Source organism: Serratia sp. CY33802 (assembly GCF_052169095.1).
Lineage (GTDB): Bacteria > Pseudomonadota > Gammaproteobacteria > Enterobacterales > Enterobacteriaceae > Serratia > Serratia bockelmannii.
The window spans coordinates 69,059-93,343 of sequence record NZ_JBJNLL010000003.1; the positions used below are offsets into that span (position 1 = coordinate 69,059).

Genomic DNA, 24,285 nt, shown 5'->3' on the forward strand with positions numbered 1-24,285 from the left:
ACACTGAATCACGCAGTTTGTTCTGCCCCGCCGGGTGCATTCCACCCGGCGCGGGCAGCGCGTGCCTGTTCGGCAAACACTTAACGGGAAACAACATGCGTAACGAAACGACACAACTCAGACGCGGACTAAACGCGCGGCATATCCGTTTCATGGCTCTCGGCTCGGCGATCGGCACCGGCCTGTTCTATGGCTCCGCCGGCGCCATCCAGCTGGCCGGCCCGGCCGTGCTGCTGGCCTACCTGGTGGGCGGCGCGGCGGTGTTCATGGTGATGCGCGCGCTGGGTGAAATGGCGGTGCACCAGCCGGTTTCCGGCTCGTTCGGCCACTACGCCAGCCACTACCTCGGCCCGCTGGCCGGGTTCCTCACCGGCTGGACCTACACCTTTGAAATGGTGATCGTCGCCCTGGCGGACGTCACCGCCTTCGGCATCTATATGGGGCTGTGGTTCCCGGACGTCGCTCAGTGGGTTTGGGTGCTCAGCATCATCCTGTTTATTGGCGCGCTCAACCTGTGCAGCGTCAAGGTCTTCGGCGAGCTGGAGTTCTGGCTGTCGCTGGTCAAGGTCGCCGCCATCGTGGCGATGATCGTCGGCGGTGCGGCGGTGATGCTGTTCGGTTTCGGGCAAACCCAACACGCCACCGGTATCAGCAACCTGTGGCAACACGGCGGCTTTATGCCTAACGGCTTCGGCGGCGTGGTCGCGTCATTAGCGGTGGTGATGTTCGCCTTCGGCGGCATCGAGATCATCGGCATTACCGCCAGCGAGGCGAAAGACCCCGCCAAAGTGCTGCCGAAGGCGATCAACGCCGTACCGGTGCGCATCCTGCTGTTTTACGTGCTGACGCTGACGGTGCTGATGGCGATCTATCCGTGGAACAGTATCGGCCAGAACGGCAGCCCGTTCGTCGAGATTTTCAGCAACCTTGGCATCAGTTCCGCCGCCAACGTGCTGAACGTGGTGGTGATCACCGCGGCCATTTCGGCCATCAACAGCGACATCTTCGGCGCCGGCCGCATGATGTACGGCATGGCGCAGGACGGCCAGGCGCCGCGCAGCTTCACCAAACTGACCGCCAGCGGCGTGCCGTGGATGACGGTGCTGGTGATGTCAGTCGCCCTGCTGCTGGCGGTGGTGCTCAACTACCTGATCCCGGAGAAGGTCTTCATGATCATCGCCTCGATCGCCACCTTCGCCACCGTCTGGGTGTGGCTGATGATCCTGCTGTCGCAGATCGTCATGCGCCGCACGCTGTCGCCGGAAGAAACTCGTCAGTTGAGCTTCCCGGTGCCGTGGTGGCCGGTGGCGCCGGCATTGGCGACCGCCTTTATGGCGTTCGTCATCGGCCTGCTCGGCTACTTCGAAGAGAGCCGCATCGCGCTGTACGTCGGGCTGGTGTGGATCGCTTTACTCACCGTGGCTTACTGGCTGTGGGTGCGCAAAAAAGGCGGCGGCTCGCCGGTGACCGCGGCGACGCAACAGATGTAACGCCCGCTGTTGATAAAACCCGCTGCGGCGGGTTTTTTTATTGCGCTTGCGCCAGCGCCTGCAGGATATCGGCCTGCAGATCGTCAAACGCCTCCAGCCCGGCGGACAGCCGCACCAGCCCCTCGCTGATGTGGTGCCGTTTCCGCTCTTCCGGCGTGTAGGCCGAGTGCGTCATGCTGGCCGGGTGTTGCGCCAGGCTTTCGCAATCGCCCAGGCTGACCGCGCGCAAAATGAGCTGCAGCGCATTGAGGAAGCGAATGCCTGCACGCATGCCGCCCCGCAGTTCAAACGCCAGCATGCCGCCGGGGCGCGCCATTTGCCGCTGCGCCAACGCATGCTGCGGGAAGTTCGCCAGGCCGGGGTAATACACCCGCTCGACCGCCGGATGCTCCGCCAACATCTCTGCCAGGCGCTGCGCGTTATCGCAATGACGTTCCATGCGCAGCGGCAAGGTTTTCATCCCACGCAGCACCAGCGCGGCATCCTGCGCCGACAGTACCGCCCCGTTCATGTCCTTTAGCCCCTCCAGACGGATCGCCTCGGCCAACGCCTGGCGCGTCACCGCTATCCCGGCCAAGAGATCGCCGTGCCCGCCGAGGTACTTGGTCGCCGAGTGCACCACGATATCGGCACCTAACGCCAAGGGCCGCTGTAGATAGGGCGTGCAGTAGGTGTTGTCCACCAGCAGCAGCGCCTGATGCCGATGGGCGATCTCCGCTACGGCGGCGATATCGACCAAGCGCATATTGGGATTGGCCGGGGTTTCGCAATACACCAGTCGGGTATGCGGACCCATGGCCGACGCCAGCCGCTCCGGCCGGGTCAGGTCAACGTGGGTTATCTTGACGCCGAAGCGTGCCAAGCCATGATGAAAGTAGCTGAAGGTACAGCCATAGACGGTTTCATCGACAATCAGCTCATCGCCCGGTCTGAGCAGCGTCCAGCAACACGCGGTGATCGCCCCCATACCGGAAGCGAACGCCACCGCCGCCTCCCCCTCCTCCAGGTTGGCGATGCGTTGCTCGAGCAGGGTTAACGTCGGATTGGCGATGCGCGAATAAAAGTACCCCGGCTCGGTGCCGGCAAAGCAGGCACCGCCGTATTCCGCGGTGGGAAAAGCAAACGTAGAGCTCATAAACACCGGCGGAGACAGTGCCCCCTGATACCGCTGCGGATCGTAGCCGTAATGAATAGCCCGGGTGGCAAAGTCGTGGCCAACTGCTGTAGCGGACATAACACAACTCCTTACCTGAGTGGGTGAAGCTTAATTCGTTGATTCATCCGAAAGGGCCGGCGGCAATGCGCTGTCTCGCGTGCGCTGGCCGATGATTTGTAAAGTACGCAGCAGCAGCGTCAACCCCAGCAGGGTATCCGGCTGCTTCAGCAAGGCGTACAGCGCGCGAAAACTGGCCGGCGGAGGATTCAATTGCAGCTCGCTGTGCGCCATCTGCAACGCAGTCCCCCCCTCCCAACCGACCGTAACCAGCCCTTCAAACACGCCGGCCAGTTTCTCCACCAGCGCGTTGTCGGCGATATCCACCACGTCCGACAACAGCGACAACAGATCGACCACGTTATCCAACCGCCCGCCCGCCAGCAGCGGCTGCAATTTCTCGAGCAACGCCGCCAATGATTGCAGGTCCGCCGCATGCACCGTGCTTTCCGTCATATCAGCCCCCTTACCGTGGCCCAGTAAAGGCCGCGGTTAAACCCATTACGCAGCATGCCGCCTACCTTGGTGGCGGGCGTCGGCAGTACGTCATGCCGGTAGTCGTAGACCAGCGGCATGCCGGCATTCAGCCCCATTTGCGCGACCGCCTGCACCTTGCCATCGTAATGGCTCACGGGCTGGCCCAGCCGCATTTCCGCCACGATGTTGTCGGCAATGACCGGCGCCTGATTATGGCAAGAGCCGCCGGCCTTGCTGACCGGCAAATCCACGGTATCGCCGATCACATATACGCCCTGCTGGCCGTAGACCTGCAGCGTTTGATGATCGGTTGGCAGCCAGCCTTCGCCGTTTTGACTCTCGCTCAACCCGGTATTGCGCACCGCCTCGACTGCGCGAATCGGCGGCGTTGCCATCAGAATGTCGAACGGCTGTTCTTCCCCTTCGGCGGAATAGGCGATGTTACGCTGGGCGTCTACCCGGCTGAGGGTAAACCCACGCTGGTGGCGAATGTCGCGCGCGGCAAAAATGGCGGGCAGCGCTTCGCCGGTCGGCCGCTGCAAAAACAGGCAGTTGCGCAGCAGTTGGGAAATGGTCGGGTAGGTGTACACAATCTCTACCGCCTTGCGCACGCCGCGCCGCCGCAGGTAGTCGTCCAGCATCAAGGTGGTTTCGATCGGCGCAATGCCGCACTGATGGGGCACGTTGGGCGTTTCGGGGAAGGACACGGTGATGAAAATTCGGCCTTTTTCGATCGTCGCCAGCTTATGCGCCAGCCGCCTGGCGGCCTGATACTGATAAAAATGATCGCCCGCCTGCGCCAATCCTTCGATGCGTTCTGGCCAAGGGACACAGCCGGTAGCAAAGACCAGAAAGTCATAGGAATAAATTTTACCGCTTTGCGTAGCTATACTTCGCTGTTTTAAATCGAAAGATTGCGCTTTATCAACAATAAACTGTATTTCAGGCCGCAATAAACTCCGCTGTGAACGCGTGAGCTCTTGCTTGAAAAAAGCATTGAACGCCACATACATAAACGCCGGCTTGTAATAATGCAGCGGCGAATCCGATATCATTAATAACTCGACTTTATTATTAATAATCTCTTGGTGTAATTTTGCGGCCAATAAATTGGCCAGGATGGTGCCGCCGGTTCCACCGCCGATAATGATGATTCGCTGTCGCATCAAGCCCCCGCTCAACCGGCCAGCAAGCCGGCAGTATTAAGGTATGGTGATGATGAAGTTCTACGGCAGAACGGCGAGAAATAAACTGCCTTATTGGCAGTCTAGTAACGAATAGTTATAAAGCAAATAAAATGGGAATATAAAAACGGGAAAGAGAGATATCGGAATAAATTTACCCCGTTAAAAACTACCGTTTTTAATAAATAACTACTGGTTAATATATCGGTTATAGCTATAAAAAAACCCGCCGCAGCGGGTTTTTATTTAACAACCGAATCGGTCGAACTTACTGGCCTTTAACTTCTTTCAGGCCGTTGAATGGCGCACGGTCACCCAGCGCTTCTTCGATACGGATCAGTTGGTTGTATTTGGCAACGCGGTCAGAACGGCTCATAGAACCGGTTTTGATCTGGCCAGCCGCAGTCCCTACCGCCAGGTCGGCGATGGTCGCGTCTTCGGTTTCACCGGAACGGTGAGAGATCACTGCGGTGTAACCGGCGTCTTTCGCCATCTTGATAGCTGCCAGCGTTTCGGTCAGAGAACCGATCTGGTTGAATTTGATCAGGATGGAGTTAGCGATGCCTTTCTCGATGCCTTCTTTCAGGATCTTGGTGTTGGTCACGAACAGGTCGTCGCCCACCAGCTGAATTTTGTCGCCCAGCACTTTGGTCTGGTAAGCGAAGCCCGCCCAGTCGGATTCATCCAGGCCGTCTTCGATAGACACGATTGGGTACTGTTTGGTCAGCTCTTCCAGGAAGTGAGTGAACTCTTCGGAAGTGAAGGCTTTGTTGCCTTCGCCGGCCAGCACGTATTTACCGTCTTTGTAGAATTCGGAAGCCGCACAGTCCATCGCCAGCGTCACGTCTTTGCCCAGCTCGTAGCCCGCCGCTTTTACCGCTTCAGCGATAACCGCCAGCGCTTCGGCGTTGGAACCCAGGTTTGGCGCATAGCCGCCTTCGTCGCCCACGGCGGTGTTCATGCCTTTGGCTTTCAGAACTTTCGCCAGGTGGTGGAACACTTCAGAACCGATGCGCACCGCTTCTTTCAGGGTTTTCGCGCCAACCGGCTGAATCATGAATTCCTGAATGTCGACGTTGTTGTCAGCGTGCTCGCCGCCGTTGATGATGTTCATCATCGGCAGTGGCATGGAGAATTTGCCTGGGGTGCCGTTCAGCTCAGCGATGTGCTCGTACAGCGGCATGCCTTTAGAGGCTGCGGCCGCTTTCGCTGCTGCCAGGGAAACCGCCAGAATGGCGTTGGCGCCGAAGTTGGATTTGTTTTCGGTGCCGTCCAGATCGATCATGATCTTGTCGATGTTCGCCTGGTCTTTGGCATCTTTACCCAGTACTGCCTGAGCAATCGGACCGTTTACTGCAGCAACGGCTTTCAGTACGCCTTTACCCAGGAAACGAGACTTGTCACCGTCACGCAGTTCCAGCGCTTCGCGGGAACCGGTAGAAGCACCTGACGGCGCAGCAGCCAAGCCGACGAAACCGCCTTCCAGATGAACTTCGGCTTCAACAGTCGGGTTACCGCGGGAGTCGATGATTTCACGACCGATGACTTTAACGATTTTGGACATTAGGTTTTCCTCAGTACAAGTTAAACTAAAACTCCAGACAAACAGCGCGCGGTTCTCACCGCGCGCCGCCCACCAAATATTTTATTTCACCTGGCGCTTCTGATGCTCGCCTGCGGCTTTCACGAAGCCGGCGAACAGCGGATGCCCATCACGCGGCGTAGACGTAAATTCCGGGTGGAACTGACAGGCTACAAACCACGGGTGATTCGGCAGTTCAATGATCTCGACCAGCTTGTTGTCGGCGGAACGACCGGCGACACGCAGCCCTGCGGCTTCGATCTGCTTCAACAGCATGTTGTTAACTTCGTAACGGTGACGATGACGCTCGACAATGGTCGGTTCGCCGTACAGCTGACGCACCAGGCTGTTGTCGCTCAGGTTGCACTGTTGGCCACCTACGCGCATCGTGCCGCCCAAATCGCTTTCTTCGCTGCGCACTTCGACGTTGCCGTCTTCGTCGCGCCATTCGGTGATCAACGCCACCACCGGGTACTTACAGTCTGGCATAAACTCGGTGGAGTTGGCGTTTTCCATGCCGGCCACGTTGCGAGCGAACTCCATCAACGCCACCTGCATGCCCAGGCAAATGCCCAGGTAAGGAATGTTGTTCTCGCGCGCATAGCGTGCGGTCATCACTTTGCCTTCCACGCCGCGGTAGCCGAAGCCGCCCGGGATCAGGATCGCATCCAGCCCTTTCAGCACTTCCACGCCGCGGGTTTCTACGTCCTGCGAGTCGATCAGCTTGATGTTCACGGTCAGACGGTTTTTCAGCCCGCCGTGTTTCAGCGCTTCGATCACCGACTTGTAGGCATCCGGCAGCTCAACGTATTTGCCGACCATTCCGATGGTCACTTCGCCGCCCGGATTGGCTTCTTCGTAGATCACCTGTTCCCATTCGGCCAGGTTGGCTTCCGGTGCGTTCAAGCTGAATCGTTTACAAATATAATCGTCCAGCCCCTGAGATTTCAATAGGCCTGGGATTTTATAAATAGAATCAACGTCTTTCAGAGAGATAACCGCTTTTTCCGGCACGTTACAGAAAAGCGCGATTTTCGCGCGTTCGTTAGCAGGAACCGCGCGATCGGAACGGCAAATCAGCACATCAGGCTGAATACCGATGGAAAGCAGCTCTTTTACGGAATGCTGGGTCGGCTTGGTTTTCACTTCGCCCGCCGCAGCCATGTAAGGCACCAGCGTCAGGTGCATGTACAGGGTGTGCTCGCGGCCCACTTCCACCGCCATCTGACGGATGGCTTCGAGGAACGGCAGCGATTCGATATCGCCGACGGTGCCGCCGATTTCCACCAGCACCACATCGTGGCCTTCGCCGCCTTCGATGATGCGTTCTTTGATCGCGTTGGTGATGTGCGGAATGACCTGCACGGTCGCGCCCAGATAGTCGCCGCGGCGTTCTTTACGCAGCACGTCGGAGTAGATGCGGCCGGTGGTGAAGTTGTTGCGACGCGACATTTTGGTGCGGATGAAGCGCTCGTAGTGACCCAAATCCAGATCGGTTTCTGCGCCGTCTTCGGTGACGAAAACTTCCCCATGCTGAATCGGGCTCATGGTGCCCGGATCCACGTTGATGTACGGGTCCAGTTTCATGATGGTAACGTTGAGGCCACGGGCTTCAAGAATAGCCGCCAGAGAGGCTGCGGCAATGCCTTTACCCAGAGAGGATACGACCCCGCCGGTCACAAAAATATAATTAGTTGTCATGCTGAACCTGAGAGTTTAGGTTTAAAGACGATGGAAGAACCAGGACGGGAAAGTAGTATACCCGAACCTCTCCTGACCTACAAACGATCGTTTTGCTGTCCATCATCTCGGCCGCCCTCCCGTGTTCATCAGGGTTTACTCCGCCGGCGCCGCCTAAACCCTCTAGGAAATACAAAGAGTTAGCGGAGAAAATTTCTTTTTACCGCCCCTATCGAGCGATAAAACGCCTTAGATTTCAGTTTGTTGGCCTTTTGCTGCCGACGGCAGCCCTGCGCCTGTGACCTGACCGTAAGCTTAACCGTTTCAGCCTGAGTGAACCTTGTTTGCGATCAACATTGTCGTTGCAGCGATTCAACTTTCCTTGCGCTTCACCTGCTGCCAGGCGTCTTCCATCTGCTCCAGCGTGGCGTCTTCAAGCCGCAGCCCGCGTTGCTGGACGATCGCCTCCACCTCCCGGAAGCGGCGTTCGAACTTGCGGTTCGCCGCCTGCAGCGCGTTCTCGGCCTTGTGGCCCAAATGGCGCGACAGGTTCACGGTGGCGAACAGCAGATCGCCGATCTCCTCTTCCAGCTTGCTCTCATCAACCACCGCCTGGCGGGCTTCGTGCATCACTTCGTCGATCTCTTCATACACTTTGTCCAGCACCGGGCCCAGCGTGTTCCAGTCGAAGCCGACCGAGGCGCAGCGTTTTTGGATCTTTTGCGCCTTCATCAACGCCGGCAACGCCTGCGGAATGTCGTCCAGCACCGAGTGCAGCGCTTTTTCGGCGCGCTCGCCGGCCTTGAGCTGCTCCCAGCGCGCCGCCACGGCTTCGCTGTCTCCGCCCTCGGCGTCGCCGAAGATGTGCGGATGACGGCGCTCCAGCTTGTCGCTGATGGCGGTGCACACCTCATCAAAATCGAACAGCCCCTGTTCCTGCCCCATCTGGGCGTAGAACACCACCTGGAACAGCAAGTCGCCCAGTTCGTCGCGCAGATCGGCGTAGTCCTGCCGTTCGATGGCGTCCAGCACTTCGTAGGTCTCTTCCAACGTATAAGGCGCAATGGTGGCGAAGGTTTGCTTGCGGTCCCACGAGCAGCCGAGCTGCGGGTCGCGCAGCGTTTTCATGATGTTCAGCAGACGCTGCAGCGGAGTGGATTGGGTCATAAAAAATCTCTGAGAAAGAATGGGGGCGCAGGGGAGCGCCCGCAGAATTCATGGATTTCGGGCCGCATCCGCTATCGATACGGCCCGAAAGGCGATATGGGCTTAGTTGCCGTGCAAACGCTTGGCGTCTATCACGTCCGGCAGTTGGTTCAGCTTCGCCAGCACCCGGCTCAACACCTGCTGGTTGTAGATTTCGATATCCATGTCGATAGTGGCCAACTGCTTCTTGGTATCGCTGCGGCTGGCGACGCCCAGCACGTTGACCTTTTCGTTGGCCAGAATGGTGGTGATATCGCGCAGCAGCCCGCTGCGATCGTTGGCCATCACGCGCACCACCAGCGAATAACCGCTGGAGTAGCTTTCGCCCCACACCGCATCGACGATGCGCTCCGGCGCATGCGATTGCAGATCGACCAGCTGATCGCAGTCCGCACGGTGGATCGAAATACCGCGCCCCTGGGTAATAAAACCGACGATGTCGTCGCCCGGGATCGGCTGGCAGCAGCGGGCGATGTGGTGCATCAGGTTGCCCACGCCCTCCACCACCACGCGGCCGTTATCCTTGTTGCGGGTCGGCGGCGGCGCTTTCTGCTGCACCAGCTGGCGCAGCGCCTCGCGATCCTGCTCTTCGGCGCTCGGCTTGTTGAACTTGCCCTGTAGGTAATTCACCATCTGGTTCAGGCGAATGTCCCCGCCGCCGATCGCCGCCAACACCTCGTCCAGCGAGTTCATGTTGTAGCGCGGGATCAACAGCTTCTCAGCCTCTTTCAGGCTGATGCCGAGATGCTCCAGTTCGTTGTCCAGCATCTGGCGGCCGGCGAGAATGTTCTTGTCGCGATCCTGCTTGCGGAACCAGTTGTGGATCTTCGAGCGCCCGCGGCTGGTGGTCACGTAGCCCAGGTTCGGGTTCAGCCAGTCGCGGCTCGGGTTTGGCTGTTTCTGGGTGATGATCTCAATCTGATCGCCCATCTTCAGCTGATAGGTAAACGGCACGATGCGGCCGCCGATCTTGGCGCCGATGCAGCGGTGACCGACGTCGCTGTGAATGTGGTAAGCGAAATCGAGCGGCGTGGAGCCGGCCGGCAGATCCACCACGTCGCCTTTCGGGGTAAAGACATAGACCCGATCGTCGAACACCTGGCTGCGCACTTCGTCGAGCATTTCGCCGGAGTCCGCCATCTCTTCCTGCCAGGCGATGAGCTTACGCAGCCAGGCGATGCGCTCTTCGTAGCCGGAGCGCACGGTCACGCCCGCGCCCTCTTTGTACTTCCAGTGTGCGGCCACGCCCAGCTCGGCGTCTTCATGCATTTGCCGGGTGCGGATCTGAATCTCGACGGTTTTGCCGCGCGGCCCCAGCACCACGGTGTGGATCGACTGGTAGCCGTTGGGTTTCGGGTTGGCGACGTAGTCGTCGAACTCGTCCGGCAGGTGGCGGAAGTGGGTATGCACGATGCCCAACGCCGCGTAGCAATCCTGTAGACGCTCCGCCACGATGCGCACCGCGCGCACGTCGAACAGTTCGTCAAACGCCAGGTGCTTTTTCTGCATCTTGCGCCAGATGCTGTAGATGTGTTTCGGCCGGCCGTAAATCTCCACCCGAATGCCTTCTTTGGCCATCTCGGCGCGCAGCCCGGCGACGAAGTCGTCGATGAACTGTTCGCGATCGATGCGGCGCTCATGCAACAGCTTGGCGATGCGCTTGTATTCTTCCGGGTGCAGGTAGCGGAAGCAGAAATCTTCCAGCTCCCACTTCAGTTGGCCGATGCCGAGCCGGTTAGCCAGCGGGGCGTAGATGTTGGAACACTCTTTCGCCGCCAACACGCGTTCGTCTTCCGGCGCGTCTTTCACCTCGCGCAGGTGGGCGATACGTTCCGCCAGCTTGATGACCACGCAGCGGAAATCCTCCACCATCGCCAACAGCATGCGGCGCACGTTGTCGACCTGTTCGGAGGCCATCGAGTCGTTTTGGGTGGCTTTCAGTTGACGAATGGCGTCCATGTCGCGCACGCCGTGCACCAGCGCGACGATGCCATTGCCGAACGCTTCGGTCAGGGTCTCTTCCTGCACGATGCCGGCGTCCACCAGCGGGAACAGCAGCGCGGCGCGCATACTGTCGTTGTCCATGCTCAGCGTCGAGAGGATTTCCACCATCTCCAGGCCGCGCCACAGCAGCAGCGAGGCGTCGGGATGGTTTTGGGTCTGCTGCTCACAATAACGCCAGGTTGCGGCCAATCGCTCACATGACTGCGGGTTAGGTAGCCCCAAGCCGGCGATCCACTCATCGAGAGCGAACTCACCCGCCGTATTCAGATGTGCACTTCTTACCGCAACCATAACTTCTCCCTACTTTGCAGCGACCTCTGGCGCGCGCTCGTTGATAAACAGCGCCATTGATTCAAGATGCCCCGTGTGCGGAAACATATCCAACATCCGCACGCGCGCAAGACGATAACCGGCGTTCAACAGCACTTTGCTGTCGCGAGCCAGCGTGGTGGGGTTACAGGAAACATACACCACCCGCGCCGGCGCCAGTTTTACAATGTGTGACATCACCCCGGCCGCACCGGCGCGGGCGGGATCCAGCATCACCTTATCAAACCCTTGTGCTGCCCAAGGTTGCCGCTCAACGTCGTCCTCCAGATTCTCATGGAAGAACGACGCATTATTCAGCTTATTCTTATGTGCATTATATTGCCCATTCGCTACCAGCGTGGCAACACCTTCGATGCCCACCACCGCAGCGGCGCGGCGCGCTAGCGGCAGGGTGAAATTCCCCATGCCGCAGAACAGGTCCAGCACCCGATCATTGGGTTGAATGTCGAGCCATTCAAGGGCCTGCGCCACCATTTGTTGGTTTACGGCGTCATTGACCTGAATAAAGTCGCGCGGACTGAAGTCTAAGCGTAGCCCGTCAACCTGATAATACGGCGTTTCACCGCACAGTTTTTCCACGCGGTCGCTGTCCGGCGCCAGATAAACAGCGACGTTTTCCCGCTCGCCAAACGCCAACAGCGCCTGGCGATCCGCCTCTTTCAGGGCATCGAGATGGCGCAGCACCAGCAGCGGGCCGTTATCCGCCAGCACCAGCTCCACATGCCCCAGCCGCCGCACCGCCTGCAGCCCGCTCAGGCAGGCGCGCACCGGCGCCAGCAGCTGTTCCAGCTCCGGGCGCAGCACCGGGCAGTGCTCCACCGCTACCAGCTCGCTGGAGGCCGCCTGTCGAAACCCCATCATCAGGCGCTGCAGCTTCGGCTGCCACGCCAGGCTCAGGCGGGCGCGGCGGCGATAGCCGTATTCCGGGCCGGCGATCACCGGTTCCTGCTGCGGGGTCACCCCGGTTTCGCGGGCGATCATGCGCACCAGCGCCGCCGCCTTGCTCTGCTGCTGCAGCGCCTCATCCGCATGCTGCTGCTGGCAGCCGCCACACACGCCGAAATGCGGGCAGCGCGGTGCCACCCGCTGCGGGCTGCGGCTCAGCAGGCGCTTGAGCTTGCCTTTGGCGAACTGGCGCTTGTCTTCGGTCAGCTGGATTTCCGCCTGCTCACCCGGCAATACGCCCGGCACGAACACCGCTTTGCCGTCGTGGCGCGCCACGCCCTGGCCGAAAGGATCGAGATCGCTCACCGTCACGGTGAAGATTTGTGAGCTCTGCCGGGTCGTCACGCGGCGTTTGGGAGAGTAGAATTGCGCCATATTTGTCGATTGTGTGCTGGTTCATTAAGCTAGTGTCAGCTGTCAATTCTCCCACATTGGAATCCCATGACCAAATACAGCCTGCGTGCGCGCATGATGATCCTGATTCTGGCCCCGACCTTGCTGATTGGTTTGCTGCTCAGCACCTTCTTCGTGGTGCACCGCTATAACGAGCTGCAGGAGCAATTGGTCGACGCCGGCGCCAGCATCATCGAGCCGCTGGCGGTGGCCAGCGAGTACGGCATGACGTTCCGCAGCCGCGAATCGGTCAGGCAGTTGGTCAGCCTGTTGCACCGCCGCCATTCGGACATCGTGCGTTCGATCACCGTGTTCGATGCGCAGAACAATTTGTTCGTCACCTCCAATTATCACCACAACTTCGCCCAGCTGCAGTTGCCGAAAGGCGTGCCGTTGCCCACCGAGCTGATGCTCACCCGACGCGGCGATTCGCTGATCCTCCGCACGCCGATCCTGTCGGAAAATCAGTATCCGGATGAAACCGCCGACGGCGGCAGCCACCCCGACAACAACCTGGGCTATGTGGCGATCGAGCTGGATCTGCAGTCGGTGCGGTTGCAGCAATATAAAGAGGTGTTCGTCTCCACCCTGCTGCTGTTGCTGTGCATGTGTATCGCCATCCTGTTTGCTTACCGGCTGATGCGCGACGTGACCGGCCCGATCCGCAACATGGTGAACACCGTCGACCGCATCCGCCGCGGCCAGCTCGACAGCCGCGTGGAGGGCTACATGCTCGGCGAGCTGCACATGCTGAAGAACGGCATCAACTCGATGGCGATGTCGCTTACCGCCTATCACGAAGAGATGCAGCAGAACATCGATCAGGCCACCTCCGACCTGCGTGAAACGCTGGAGCAGATGGAGATCCAGAACGTCGAGCTGGATTTGGCGAAAAAACGCGCGCAGGAGGCAGCGCGCATCAAGTCCGAATTCCTGGCCAACATGTCGCACGAGCTGCGTACCCCGCTCAACGGCGTGATCGGTTTTACCCGCCAGATGCTGAAAACCGATCTGAGCGCAACCCAAACCGATTATTTGCAGACCATCGAACGCTCGGCCAACAACCTGCTGACCATCATCAACGATGTGCTGGACTTCTCCAAGCTGGAGGCCGGCAAACTGGTGCTGGAGCATATTCCGTTCGCCCTGCGCGAAACGCTGGACGAAGTGGTGGTGCTGCTGGCCCCCAGCGCCCACGACAAAGGGCTGGAGCTGACGCTGGATGTGCACAACGACGTGCCGGAGCAGGTGATCGGCGACTCGCTGCGCCTGCAGCAAATCATCACCAACCTGCTGGGGAACGCCATCAAGTTCACCGAAACCGGCAATATCGATATCCGCGTCGAGCTGCGCAAACAGTTGGATCGCCGGGTGGAAGTGGAAGTGCAGATCCACGACACCGGCATCGGCATCTCCGAACGCCAGCAGTCACAGCTGTTCCAGGCGTTCCGTCAGGCGGATGCCAGCATCTCCCGCCGCCACGGCGGCACCGGGCTGGGGCTGGTGATCACGCAAAAGCTGGTGAAGGAGATGGGCGGCGACATCTGCTTCCACAGCCAGCTGAATCGCGGCTCGACCTTCTGGTTCCACATCACGCTGGATCTGAACGAGGGCATGCTGTCGCTGGCGCCGAGCCTGCCGGATCTGAACGGCAAAACGCTCGCCTATATCGAGTCCAACCCGACGGCGGCGCAGGCGACGCTCAACATGCTCAGCGTCACGCAGCTGGTGATCACCCACTCGCCGACGTTGGGCCAGCTGCCGCCAGGCCACTATGACTTCCTGCTGGCCGGCGTGCCGATCCCGTTCCGCGACAACATGGCGCAGCACCAGGACAAATTGTTGGCCTCGCTGAAGCTGGCCGATCGGGTGATTCTGGCGCTGCCGTGCCAGGCGCAGATCGACGCCGAACTGCTCAAGCAACAAGGTGCGCTTGGCTGCCTGATCAAGCCTATCACCAGCACGCGTCTGTTCCCGCTGCTGAGAATGGAGACGCCCGATCGGCTCGCCGCCCCACCTGAGCGTAAACGTCTGCCGCTGACGGTGATGGCGGTGGACGACAACCCGGCCAACCTGAAGCTGATCGGCACGCTGCTGGGCGAACAGGTGGAAAAAACGCTGCTGTGCGAGAGCGGTGAGGAAGCGCTGGCGCTGGCGCGCAACAACGTGCTGGATCTGATCCTGATGGACATTCAAATGCCGAAGATGGACGGCATTCACGCCAGCGAACTGATCCGCCAACTGCCGCACCACAACTCTACGCCGATCGTCGCCGTCACTGCCCATGCCGCCAGCGGCGAACGCGAGCATCTGCTGCAGGCCGGGATGGACGACTACCTGGCCAAGCCGATCGACGAGAAAATGCTGACCCGCGTGCTGTCGCGCTACCACAGCGGCGACGTGGAAAGCGCCGTCGCCGACGATGCCCCGCTGTCGCTCGACTGGCCGCTGGCGCTGCGCCAGGCGGCCAATAAACCGGATCTGGCGCGCGATCTGCTGCAAATGCTGCTCGATTTCCTGCCGCAGGTGCGCGAACGGGTGCAGGCGCTGCTCGAGGGGCAACACGACGACGAGATCCTCGACCTGGTCCATAAGCTGCACGGCAGCTGCAGCTACAGCGGCGTGCCGCGCCTCAAGCAGCTGTGTTTCTACCTCGAGCGGCAGCTGCGCCAGGGCATCACCAACGACGAACTGGAGCCGGAGTGGCTGGAGCTGTTGGATGAGATTGAACTGGTGATCCACGCGGCGCGCGCGCATCTGGCGCAACCGGCCTGAATCCTCAGGCCATAATGCAAAAAGGCACGCCGTAGCGTGCCTTTGTTGCTTTTAGCGCCTGACGTTTATCACTGCGCCAGCAGGTACAGTTGGCTATCGCCACGCTGAATATTCAACGCCAGCACCGACGGTTTGCTGTCGAGGATTTTACGCAGCTCGCCCAGGTTCTGGATCGGCTGTTGGTTCACGCCCAGGATCACGTCGCCCTTTTTCAGGCCGATGCGCGCGGCGGCGCTGCCGGCTTTCACGCTGTCGACCTTGACGCCTTTCACGTTGCCGACCTGGGTATTGCTCAGCTCGGCGCCTTCAATGCCGGTGTAGATATTGCCCGAGGCCACCTGGGTCTGCGCGCTTTGCTCCAGCGTGACGTCAATCGTTACCGGCTTGCCGTCGCGAATAATGCCCAGCGACATCTTGCTGCCGACCGGCAGCGTGCCGATCTCCGCCCGGAACGAGGCGAAGCTGGAGATGGCCTTGCCGTTCATGGTGACGATCACGTCGCCGGCCTTGATGCCCGCCTTCGCGGCGGAAGATTTCGGCATTACCTGGCTGACGAAGGCCCCGCGCTGCGCATCGACCTTCATCGCCTTGGCCAGCTCAGAGTTCAGCTCGGTGCCCATGATGCCCAGCTCGCCGCGTTTCACCTGGCCATACTCGACCATTTGCGCCGTCAGGTTTTTCACCATGTTGCTCGGAATAGCGAAGCCGATACCGATATTGCCGCCGTCCGGCGCCAGGATCGCGGTGTTGATGCCGATCAGCTCGCCGTTCAGGTTAACCAGCGCGCCGCCGGAGTTACCGCGGTTGATCGCCGCATCGGTCTGGATAAAGTTTTCGTAGTTTTCGATGTTCAGGCCGCTGCGCCCCAGGGCGGACACGATGCCCGAGGTGGCGGTTTCACCCAACCCGTACGGGTTGCCGATCGCCACGGTGTAATCGCCGACGCGCAGCTGATCGGAGTCCGCCATCTTGATCGCCGTCAGGTTCTTGAAGTCTTTCAGCTGGATCAACGCGATATCGGAACGCGGATCCTTGCCGATCACTTTGGCGTCGAAGCGGCGTCCGTCGCTCAGCTGCACCTGGATCTTGTTGGCGTTGTCCACCACGTGGTTATTGGTCACCACATAGCCCTTGGCGGCATCGATAACCACCCCGGCGCCCAGCGCCTGGAATTTCTGCTGCGTGCCCTGCGGCTGGCCATCCGGCCCTGGCTGTTCACCGCCCTGACACATCGGCGAGCCCTGGAACGGCGAACCGTCCTGGCAGAACGGCGAATCCTCACCGAAGAACTGTTGGAACTGCTGCGGCATGCGCGGCGTATTGACCGTGGTGCTGCCCTCAACGTTAATGCTCACGACGGAAGGCATCACCTTCTCCAGCATCGGTGCCAGGCTCGGCAGCTGTTGGGTGCTGGAAGAGGCGGTTTCAGCGGCGCTGGCCGTCGCCGGGCCCATCGCCATACCGATACTGAATGCCAGTGCGCTCAGAACTAATGCGGTTTTTTTCATCTGTGTGTCTCTTATAAAGTCGTTCAAAAAGAATGGCCGTCTTGCGTGCTTATTCAGAGTTAATTAATAGCCCGAAGTTCCGGCACAGATGATTGGCAATAGTAAACAAATATTGTCCGTCTTTACAAAACTCGAGACAGCCAACCGGTTGGAATTGCTGGAAATTATTCTTCAGCTCAATTATTCCGCCGCCATCAATCGACGATATTCATCATAGGCGTACAGGTCGGTCATTCCGCTGATATAGTCCTGCAATAAACGCGCGCGGAAATAATATTCCCGAATGGCTTGCTGCTCCGGCGATAAATGCTGCAGCCCTTCTACCGCCTCCGCATACGCTAGCCGATGCTTGGTGGACAGCTTGTGGAACAGGCGTGTTTCAATCGGATAAGCGCGATGGCTGTCCTCGCGCACCAGCTGGCTGAAGTCCGCCAGCGACATCGCCAACAGCGGGCTGTAAATGTCCAGCAGGCCGCTGATCACCCGATAGCCTTGCAGCTCGAGCTGCTCGACCTCAGGGTGGTTGAACACGTGCTTGAACGCCACATTTTTAAATATCTTCAGTAGCCGATAGGCCGGGCTGGAATCCTCCAGCAGCGCCTGATTGAAACTGCCCTGATAGACCGCGTCCAGATTGTCGATAAAGCGCTGCGCCGCATGCGGCACCAGCCGCGCCACGGTAAACACCCGCAGATACATGAAGAACTGATCTTCCGCGCTGCGCCGCGCGCCGCCGCGATCTATCTTGCGAAACGCGCTGGCGACGGTCTTGTCGAACAGATCGCCCGGCACCACCTCGCCCCACTCCTGAATCAGGTGCTGATACAGCTGCTCGACGGTGAAAATGCTCTTCTCCACCGCGTCTTCCAGATCGGCCACGCAGTACGAGATATCGTCGGCGGCCTCCATAATATAGGTCAGCGGGAAACGATCGAACTCGCCCATGTGCAGCTCGCGCCGCAACCGATCGACGAAGGCCTCTTCCGCCAGATAGTAGCCGGGCTTTTTCATCAGGTAACTGTGGCTGGCAGGGATGTCGCTCGCCCAGTAGGCCGGGCGGGTGTATTTCAAAATGCAGCCGACCTGCGCGTAGGTCAGGTTGAGCTTGAGCAGGCTGTACACCATGCGGATCGCCTGGGCGTTGCCCTCGAAGTGGCTGAGATCCTGACGGATCCGGCTGCGCAGCCGGTTCAGATCGCCCTCCCCTTCATGCAGGCGCAGCGTCGCCACCTGGCAGCGATCGTGGCTGCCCGGCTCGCTGCCGCAGCTGGCGGGATCGAGCCGCTGGGCGAACCAGTCGTTGATCGCCGACTCGCCGAAGTGTCCGAACGGCGGATTACCGATGTCGTGCATCAGGCAGGCCATTTCCACGATGCTTTCAAACGGATCGAGCAGCCGGGTCAAGCCGAGCTCATCAATTCTCCCCGCCTGTTTGAAGCGATTGAGGATCTCTTTGGCGATGTGGCGCCCAACCTGCTGCACCTCCATCGAGTGCGTCAGGCGGCTGCGCACCGCCGCGTTGCGTTCCAGCGGAAACACCTGGGTTTTTTGCTGCAGACGGCGAATGGCGGCCGAGTTGACGATGCGCCCGCGATCGCTCTCGAACTGCCGCACGATGTCGTACTCTTCCTCGGCCTCGATCGGTTTGCTGAAAGGCCGTTGGAAGCTGATTTTTTGCTTGAAGTCGATCCCGGACATCTGTTTCTCCGCCGTTGCGCCCTGCCCCCGTGATAACAATTCCCGGCAGCGGATGCAACGCATTATCTCTGATACACAGCCATGATAGACTATGCCGCAATTCTCACGGCCAATCAGCGAGTGTTATTTATGAAAGTAGGCATCATCGGCGCAATGGAGCAGGAAGTCACCCTGCTGCGCGATCAAATCGAAAACCGTCAAACCATCCAGCGCGCGGGCTGCGAAATCTACACCGGCCAGATCGGCGGCGTTGACGTGGCCTTGCTGAAATCCGGCATCGGCAAAGTCTCTGCGGCCATGGGCACCACCCTGCTACTGGAACACTGCAGCCCGGATCTGGTGATCAACACCGGTTCCGCCGGCGGCCTGGCCAGCACCCTGCGCGTGGGCGATATCGTGGTGTCGGAAGAAGTGCGCTACCACGACGCCGACGTCACCGCCTTCGGCTACGAGCCGGGCCAGATGGCCGGCTGCCCGGCGGCGTTCGTCGCCGACGACGCGCTGATCGCGCTGGCGGAAAGCTGCATCAAACAGCTGGATCTGCACGCGGTGCGCGGCCTGATCTGCAGCGGTGACGCCTTCATCAACGGCGCCGAGCCGCTGGCGCGCATCCGCGCCACTTTCCCGCGCGTCGCCGCCGTGGAAATGGAAGCCGCGGCGATCGCCCACGTCTGCCATCTGTTCGGCACGCCGTTCGTGGTGGTGCGCGCCATTTCCGACGTCGCCGACAGCGAGTCGCACATGAGCTTCGACGAGTTCCTGGTGGTAGCGGCCAAGCAGTCTACGCTGATGGTCAATGCCATGCTGCAAACCCTGGCCAAGCGCGGTTGATGTGAGGCTGCGCTTCACCTCGATGCTCTGTCTGTTGGCGCTCTGGCTGGCCCTGCCGGTCGGCGCCGCCCAGCGGGTGATTAGCCTAGCGCCCAGCGCCACCGAGCTCGCCTATGCCGCCGGCATGGGCGAGGTGCTGGTGGCGGCGAGCGCCTATTCCGATTACCCGCCGCAGGCCGCCAAGCTGGAGCAGGTGGCCTCCTGGCAGGGCATCAACCTGGAGCGGGTGCTGGCGCTCAAGCCGGACCTGATCCTCGCCTGGCGCGGCGGCAATCCGCAGCGCGTGCTGGATCAGCTCGCCGCGTTCGGCATCCCGATCTTCTATGCGGACGCCGACAACCTCGGGGGGATCGCCGGCTTGCTGGATAAGCTGGCGCAATACAGCCCGCACCCGGATCAGGCGCATCAGGCGGCAGACGACCTTCGCCGCCAGTTCGCCGCTCTCAAGCAACAATACGCCGCTAACTCACCACGGCGCGTGCTGCTGCAGTTCGGCACCCAGCCGCTGTTCACCAGCTCCGGCGCCACATTGCAAAGCCAGGTGCTGGCGCTGTGCGGCGGGCAGAACGTCTTCGCCGATAGCCGCACCCCTTGGCCGCAGATCAGCCGCGAGCAGGTGCTGGCGCGTCAACCCCAGGCCATCGTCATCACCGGCGGCGCGAAAGAGGCCGCCAATGTGAAAGCCTTCTGGGCGCCGCAGCTGCAGGTGCCGGTGATCGCGCTGAACGAAGACTGGTTCAATCGCGGCGGGCCGCGCCTGCTGTTGGCGGCGCAGCAGCTGTGCCGCCAGTTGGCGGAGATCCGCTGATGCTGGTGTTCTGGTTGGATATTCTCGGCACGGCGGTGTTCGCCGTCTCCGGCGTACTGTTAGCCGGCAAGCTGCGCATGGATCCGTTCGGCGTACTGGTATTGGGCGTGGTCACCGCGGTCGGCGGCGGCACCATCCGCGATATGGCGCTGGCCAACGGCCCGGTGTTCTGGGTCAAGGATCCCACCGATCTGGTGGTGGCGATGATCACCTGCGTCTTGACGCTGCTGCTGGTGCGCCAGCCGCGCCGCCTGCCGAAATGGGTGCTGCCGGTGCTCGACGCCGTCGGGCTGGCGGTGTTCGTCGGCATCGGCGTCAACAAGGCTTTCGCGGCCGGCACCGGCCCGCTGGTGGCGATCTGCATGGGAGTGATCACCGGCGTCGGCGGCGGCATTATCCGCGACGTGCTGGCGCGCGAGATCCCGATGATCCTGCGCACCGAAATTTACGCCACCGCCTGCATCATCGGCGGCATCGTGCACGCTACGGCGTTTTACACCTTCCACATGCCGCTGCAACAGGCCATGATGCTGGGCATGATCATCACGCTGGCCATTCGGCTGGCGGCCATCCGCTGGCACCTCAAGCTGCCCGCCTTTATTCTCGAACGCTGAGCCGTCGCCCTGCGGGGCGAATGCAGCCACGCGACGGCACAGCCGAATATCATCCACAACCCACCGGCCCAGGAGAACGGCGTGGCAGTGATCCTCGTGGAATGGTAGGCATAAAAAAACCCGCCGGCTGGAAAGCAAGCGGGTTGATATTCTGACAGGCAAACTCAGATGCTGAACGACGAACCGCAACCGCAGGTGGTTTTGGCATTCGGGTTGGTCACCACGAAGCGCGACCCTTCCAGCCCTTCGGTGTAGTCCACCGAACCGCCGACCAGATACTGCAGGCTCATCGGATCGACCACCAGCGCCACGCCCTGCTTCTCGATGGTCATGTCGCCATCGTTGACCTTGTCGTCAAAAGTGAAGCCGTACTGGAATCCGCTGCAGCCGCCGCCGGTAATGTAAACCCGCAACTTCAGGTTCGGGTTTTCTTCGTCAGCAATCAGGAACTTAACCTTGTTTGCTGCTGCCTCGGTAAATTGCAGGGGCAGTGCCGTTTGATCACTCATACTCTTTACTCCCAACATTGTTCAGCATCAGATCGCGACTATGGCTGCCTGATTAATATTAACGATTATCCGATACCTGAGTGTTGCGTTCAAGTATTCACCGCATTTGTTGTATTTTCTTTACCTGTTTTCTCCGCCGCTTCCCGTGCCAGCTGCGCCTCCTGCCTTTGCAGGGTGCGAGCCAAGATCGATGAATACAGCGGCTTGCCGCCGAGCAGCTGCGCCACTACCGTGGCGCCGAGGCAGGTGATGATCATCGGTAAAATCAGCTGGTAGTTGTCGGTCATTTCCAGCACCAGCACGATACCGGTCAACGGGGCCCGCACCGTGGCGGCGAACAGCGCCCCCATACCGGCGATGGCGAAGGTGCCCGCTTCGATGCCGTATTGCGGGAACAGATGCGCCCCCGCCAGCCCGAAGGCGGTGCCGAACAGCGTGCCCAGCGCCAGCATCGGCGCAAAGATGCCGCCCGGCGCGCCGGAACCGAAGCACAGCAGCGTGGTGAAGATGCGGGTAATGAAAATGAACATCAACATGCCGACGCTGTAATTGCCCGCCGCGGCGATCGGGATCAGCCCAAAGCCGCCGCCCGCCGCCTCTGGCTGAATCAACCCCAGAATGCCACACACGCCGCCGAGCAACCCACCCATCAACAAGATATTGCGCATTCTGCCGCCGTGCAGGCGCGCGAACATGTCTTGGGTGCGGAAGATCAGCGCGTTGAACCCCACGCCCACCGCGCCGAATATCGCCCCCAGCACCAGATAGAGCCACAGGGTGTTGATGGGCGCCGAAGAAAGTTTGTCGACCGCGATCACCGAGCCCTGGCCGTTAAACAGCTGGTACACCACGCTCGACATGATAACGCCGATAAACACCGCTTTAATCGAGATCAGGTTGTAGCGAAACTGCGGCCGCATCTCTTCGATGATAAACAGAATGCCGGCCAGCGGCGCGTTGAACGCGGCGGACAGCCCGGCGGCGGCCCCGGTCGCCAGCAGCGAATGACGCGCCTCGGCGCCGCGAATGCGCAGCACGTCCAATACCATGCGCCCGACGTTGCCGCCCATTTGCACCGTGGGCCCTTCGCGCCCCAGCACCATGCCCGCCCCCAGCGTGCCCATGCCGCCGATGAATTTCACCGGTATCACGCGCCACCAGCGCACCGGCCGCAGCTCCTCCAGCGCGCCTTCGATCTCCGGAATGCCCGAGCCGCCCGCCTCAGGCGCAAAGCGCCGCACCAGGTAATAGCCCAGCGCCGCCAGCGCGGCGGACAGGATAAACGCCAGCGGCCACACCAGGATCCAGGAGTCGGCGACCTGCGCCAGCGAAGCCAGCCGCTGCTGCTGCACCCACTCCACCGCTTTATCGAAGGCCACGCCAAGCAAACCAGCCAGCGTCCCCACCAGCGCGGCCATCAACAAGATCGCCACCGGCGTTTTATCGCGGCGGATAAACTGGCGCACCGCATCGCTGCGGCTAAGGCGCGGGCTCAACGTCCCGACGGGCTGTGAGTATGATTCTGTCATCGCGAATAATTCGTCAGGTAATTTGTAATACAAATAGGCAGGGCGATAATTCTACCCCAACCCGGCGGCGGGCGCTGCCGTTAATGGTATCTGACTGTGATCGTTTCATAACGCGGCGCTCTCCTCTAGAATAGCGCGGTCAAATCATTCAAAAGAGAATCCAGGAGCCGATTTATGAGCCTACACAGCAAGTCCGAAAGTCTGTACGCCCAGGCGCAACAGTTGATCCCCGGCGGGGTAAACTCTCCGGTGCGTGCATTCACCGGCGTAGGCGGTGTGCCGCTGTTTATCGAGCGCGCAGACGGGGCTTACCTGTTCGATGCCGACGGCAAGGCCTATATCGACTATGTCGGTTCCTGGGGGCCGATGGTGCTGGGGCATAACCACCCGGCGATCCGCGACGCGGTGATCGAAGCGGCGCAGCGCGGCCTGAGCTTCGGCGCGCCGACCGAGATGGAAGTCAAAATGGCGCAGCTGGTCACCGAGCTGGTGCCGACGATGGATATGGTGCGCATGGTGAACTCGGGCACCGAAGCCACCATGAGCGCCATCCGCCTGGCGCGCGGCTACACCAACCGCGATAAAATCATCAAGTTCGAAGGCTGCTACCACGGCCACGCCGACTGCCTGCTGGTGAAAGCCGGCTCCGGCGCGCTGACCCTCGGCCAGCCGAACTCACCGGGCGTGCCAGCCGACTTCGCCAAACACACTCTGACCTGCACCTATAACGATCTGGATTCGGTGCGCGCCGCCTTCGAACAGTACCCGTCAGAGATCGCCTGTATCATCGTCGAGCCGGTCGCCGGCAACATGAACTGCGTGCCGCCGCTGCCGGAATTCCTGCCGGGCCTGCGCGCCCTGTGCGACAAGTACGGCGCGCTCTTGATCATCGACGAAGTGATGACCGGCTTCCGCGTGGCGCTGGCCGGCGCGCAGTCCTATTACGGCGTTGAGCCGGATCTGACCTGCCTCGGCAAAATCATCGGCGGGGGTATGCCGGTGGGCGCCTTCGGCGGCCGTCGCGATGTGATGGAGGCGCTGGCGCCGACCGGTCCGGTCTACCAGGCGGGCACCCTGTCCGGCAACCCGATCGCCATGGCGGCGGGCTACGCTTGCCTGACCGAAGTGTCGCAGGTTGGCGTGCACCAGACGCTGACCGAACTGACCGAGATGCTGGCCGCAGGCCTGCTGCATGCGGCGCAGGAAGAGAATATCCCGTTGGTGGTCAACAACGTCGGCGGCATGTTCGGCCTGTTCTTCACCGACGCGCCGTCGGTCACCTGCTACCAGGACGTGATGCAGTGCGACGTGGAACGCTTCAAGCGCTTCTTCCACCTGATGTTGGAAGAAGGGGTGTATCTGGCACCGTCCGCCTTCGAAGCGGGCTTCATGTCCGTGGCGCACAGCAAGGAAGACATCCAGCGCACCATCGACGCCGCGCGTCGCTGCTTCGCCAAGCTGTAATCCCGGCCGGATGGCTAAAAAAATGGGCGCCTCGGCGCCCGTTTT

At 60.6% G+C, this 24,285-nt stretch carries 18 protein-coding genes; 6 read left to right on the forward strand and 12 right to left on the reverse strand.

Features of this window, described 5'->3' with window-relative positions; translation table 11 throughout:
- The first annotated feature begins 95 nt into the window (after positions 1-95).
- Positions 96-1,490 carry an amino acid permease gene (locus ACJ8HA_RS13675; protein WP_025301603.1) on the forward strand — a complete coding sequence of 465 codons (1,395 nt, stop codon included), beginning with the start codon at positions 96-98 and terminating at the stop codon, positions 1,488-1,490.
- 37 nt (positions 1,491-1,527) lie between these two features.
- Here the strand turns inward: ACJ8HA_RS13675 and ACJ8HA_RS13680 are convergent, their stop codons facing one another.
- The 8 genes from ACJ8HA_RS13680 to rlmD all read right to left on the reverse strand — a co-directional run bounded on the left by ACJ8HA_RS13680 (position 1,528) and on the right by rlmD (position 12,486).
- Positions 1,528-2,724 (reverse strand): methionine gamma-lyase, encoded by a 1,197-nt coding sequence (locus tag ACJ8HA_RS13680; RefSeq protein WP_025301602.1) that lies wholly within the window; start codon positions 2,722-2,724, stop codon positions 1,528-1,530.
- A gap of 30 nt (positions 2,725-2,754) precedes the next feature.
- Positions 2,755-3,159, reverse strand: a complete 405-nt coding sequence (locus ACJ8HA_RS13685) for a hypothetical protein (protein WP_080271238.1) — start codon at positions 3,157-3,159, stop codon at positions 2,755-2,757.
- Positions 3,156-4,346 (reverse strand): NAD(P)/FAD-dependent oxidoreductase, encoded by a 1,191-nt coding sequence (locus ACJ8HA_RS13690; protein ID WP_025301600.1) that lies wholly within the window; start codon positions 4,344-4,346, stop codon positions 3,156-3,158. The genes ACJ8HA_RS13685 and ACJ8HA_RS13690 overlap by 4 nt, the downstream gene beginning before the upstream one ends.
- A 286-nt stretch (positions 4,347-4,632) precedes the next feature.
- The gene (eno, locus tag ACJ8HA_RS13695) at positions 4,633-5,928 is read right to left on the reverse strand and encodes a phosphopyruvate hydratase (RefSeq protein WP_025301599.1); all 1,296 of its coding nucleotides are present in this window, start codon (positions 5,926-5,928) and stop codon (positions 4,633-4,635) included.
- 81 nt (positions 5,929-6,009) lie between these two features.
- The gene (gene pyrG / locus ACJ8HA_RS13700; RefSeq protein ID WP_004932674.1) at positions 6,010-7,647 is read right to left on the reverse strand and encodes a glutamine hydrolyzing CTP synthase; all 1,638 of its coding nucleotides are present in this window, start codon (positions 7,645-7,647) and stop codon (positions 6,010-6,012) included.
- A 351-nt stretch (positions 7,648-7,998) separates the two neighbouring features.
- The gene (gene mazG, locus ACJ8HA_RS13705) at positions 7,999-8,793 is read right to left on the reverse strand and encodes a nucleoside triphosphate pyrophosphohydrolase (protein ID WP_442515373.1); all 795 of its coding nucleotides are present in this window, start codon (positions 8,791-8,793) and stop codon (positions 7,999-8,001) included.
- A 102-nt stretch (positions 8,794-8,895) separates the two neighbouring features.
- Entirely contained in the window at positions 8,896-11,127 is a 2,232-nt protein-coding gene (gene relA / locus ACJ8HA_RS13710) for a GTP diphosphokinase (RefSeq protein WP_025301597.1), read from the reverse strand.
- A gap of 9 nt (positions 11,128-11,136) precedes the next feature.
- Positions 11,137-12,486 (reverse strand): 23S rRNA (uracil(1939)-C(5))-methyltransferase RlmD, encoded by a 1,350-nt coding sequence (rlmD, locus tag ACJ8HA_RS13715; RefSeq protein ID WP_025301596.1) that lies wholly within the window; start codon positions 12,484-12,486, stop codon positions 11,137-11,139.
- 66 nt (positions 12,487-12,552) lie between these two features.
- On the opposite strand from rlmD, the gene barA reads away from it, so the two are divergent.
- Entirely contained in the window at positions 12,553-15,279 is a 2,727-nt protein-coding gene (barA, locus tag ACJ8HA_RS13720) for a two-component sensor histidine kinase BarA (protein ID WP_025301595.1), read from the forward strand.
- A 68-nt stretch (positions 15,280-15,347) separates the two neighbouring features.
- Here the strand turns inward: barA and degP are convergent, their stop codons facing one another.
- Positions 15,348-16,787 carry a serine endoprotease DegP gene (degP, locus tag ACJ8HA_RS13725; protein WP_049204769.1) on the reverse strand — a complete coding sequence of 480 codons (1,440 nt, stop codon included), beginning with the start codon at positions 16,785-16,787 and terminating at the stop codon, positions 15,348-15,350.
- Between the two features lie 180 nt (positions 16,788-16,967).
- Positions 16,968-18,485 carry a dGTPase gene (dgt, locus tag ACJ8HA_RS13730; RefSeq protein ID WP_049204771.1) on the reverse strand — a complete coding sequence of 506 codons (1,518 nt, stop codon included), beginning with the start codon at positions 18,483-18,485 and terminating at the stop codon, positions 16,968-16,970.
- Positions 18,486-18,614: 129 nt separating this feature from the next.
- Between dgt and mtnN the strand changes: the two genes are divergently transcribed.
- Genes mtnN through ACJ8HA_RS13745 form a run of 3 tightly spaced genes read left to right on the forward strand, consistent with a single transcriptional unit; the run spans position 18,615 to position 20,738 of the window.
- Entirely contained in the window at positions 18,615-19,316 is a 702-nt protein-coding gene (gene mtnN / locus ACJ8HA_RS13735) for a 5'-methylthioadenosine/S-adenosylhomocysteine nucleosidase (RefSeq protein WP_049200308.1), read from the forward strand.
- Between the two features lie 22 nt (positions 19,317-19,338).
- The gene (gene btuF / locus ACJ8HA_RS13740; RefSeq protein WP_197836268.1) at positions 19,339-20,124 is read left to right on the forward strand and encodes a vitamin B12 ABC transporter substrate-binding protein BtuF; all 786 of its coding nucleotides are present in this window, start codon (positions 19,339-19,341) and stop codon (positions 20,122-20,124) included.
- Complete coding sequence (locus ACJ8HA_RS13745) at positions 20,124-20,738, forward strand: TRIC cation channel family protein (protein ID WP_038873529.1); 615 nt, start codon at positions 20,124-20,126, stop codon at positions 20,736-20,738. Before btuF ends, ACJ8HA_RS13745 begins: the two co-directional genes overlap by 1 nt.
- Before the next feature lie 164 nt (positions 20,739-20,902).
- Here ACJ8HA_RS13745 and erpA read toward each other — a convergent pair whose 3' ends face one another.
- Both erpA and clcA read right to left on the reverse strand, forming a co-directional pair.
- Entirely contained in the window at positions 20,903-21,247 is a 345-nt protein-coding gene (gene erpA / locus ACJ8HA_RS13750; protein WP_004932708.1) for an iron-sulfur cluster insertion protein ErpA, read from the reverse strand.
- Positions 21,248-21,336: 89 nt separating this feature from the next.
- Positions 21,337-22,776 carry a H(+)/Cl(-) exchange transporter ClcA gene (gene clcA / locus ACJ8HA_RS13755; RefSeq protein ID WP_060448159.1) on the reverse strand — a complete coding sequence of 480 codons (1,440 nt, stop codon included), beginning with the start codon at positions 22,774-22,776 and terminating at the stop codon, positions 21,337-21,339.
- A gap of 174 nt (positions 22,777-22,950) precedes the next feature.
- On the opposite strand from clcA, the gene hemL reads away from it, so the two are divergent.
- Positions 22,951-24,240, forward strand: a complete 1,290-nt coding sequence (gene hemL, locus ACJ8HA_RS13760; protein ID WP_197812909.1) for a glutamate-1-semialdehyde 2,1-aminomutase — start codon at positions 22,951-22,953, stop codon at positions 24,238-24,240.
- Positions 24,241-24,285 lie beyond the last annotated feature (45 nt).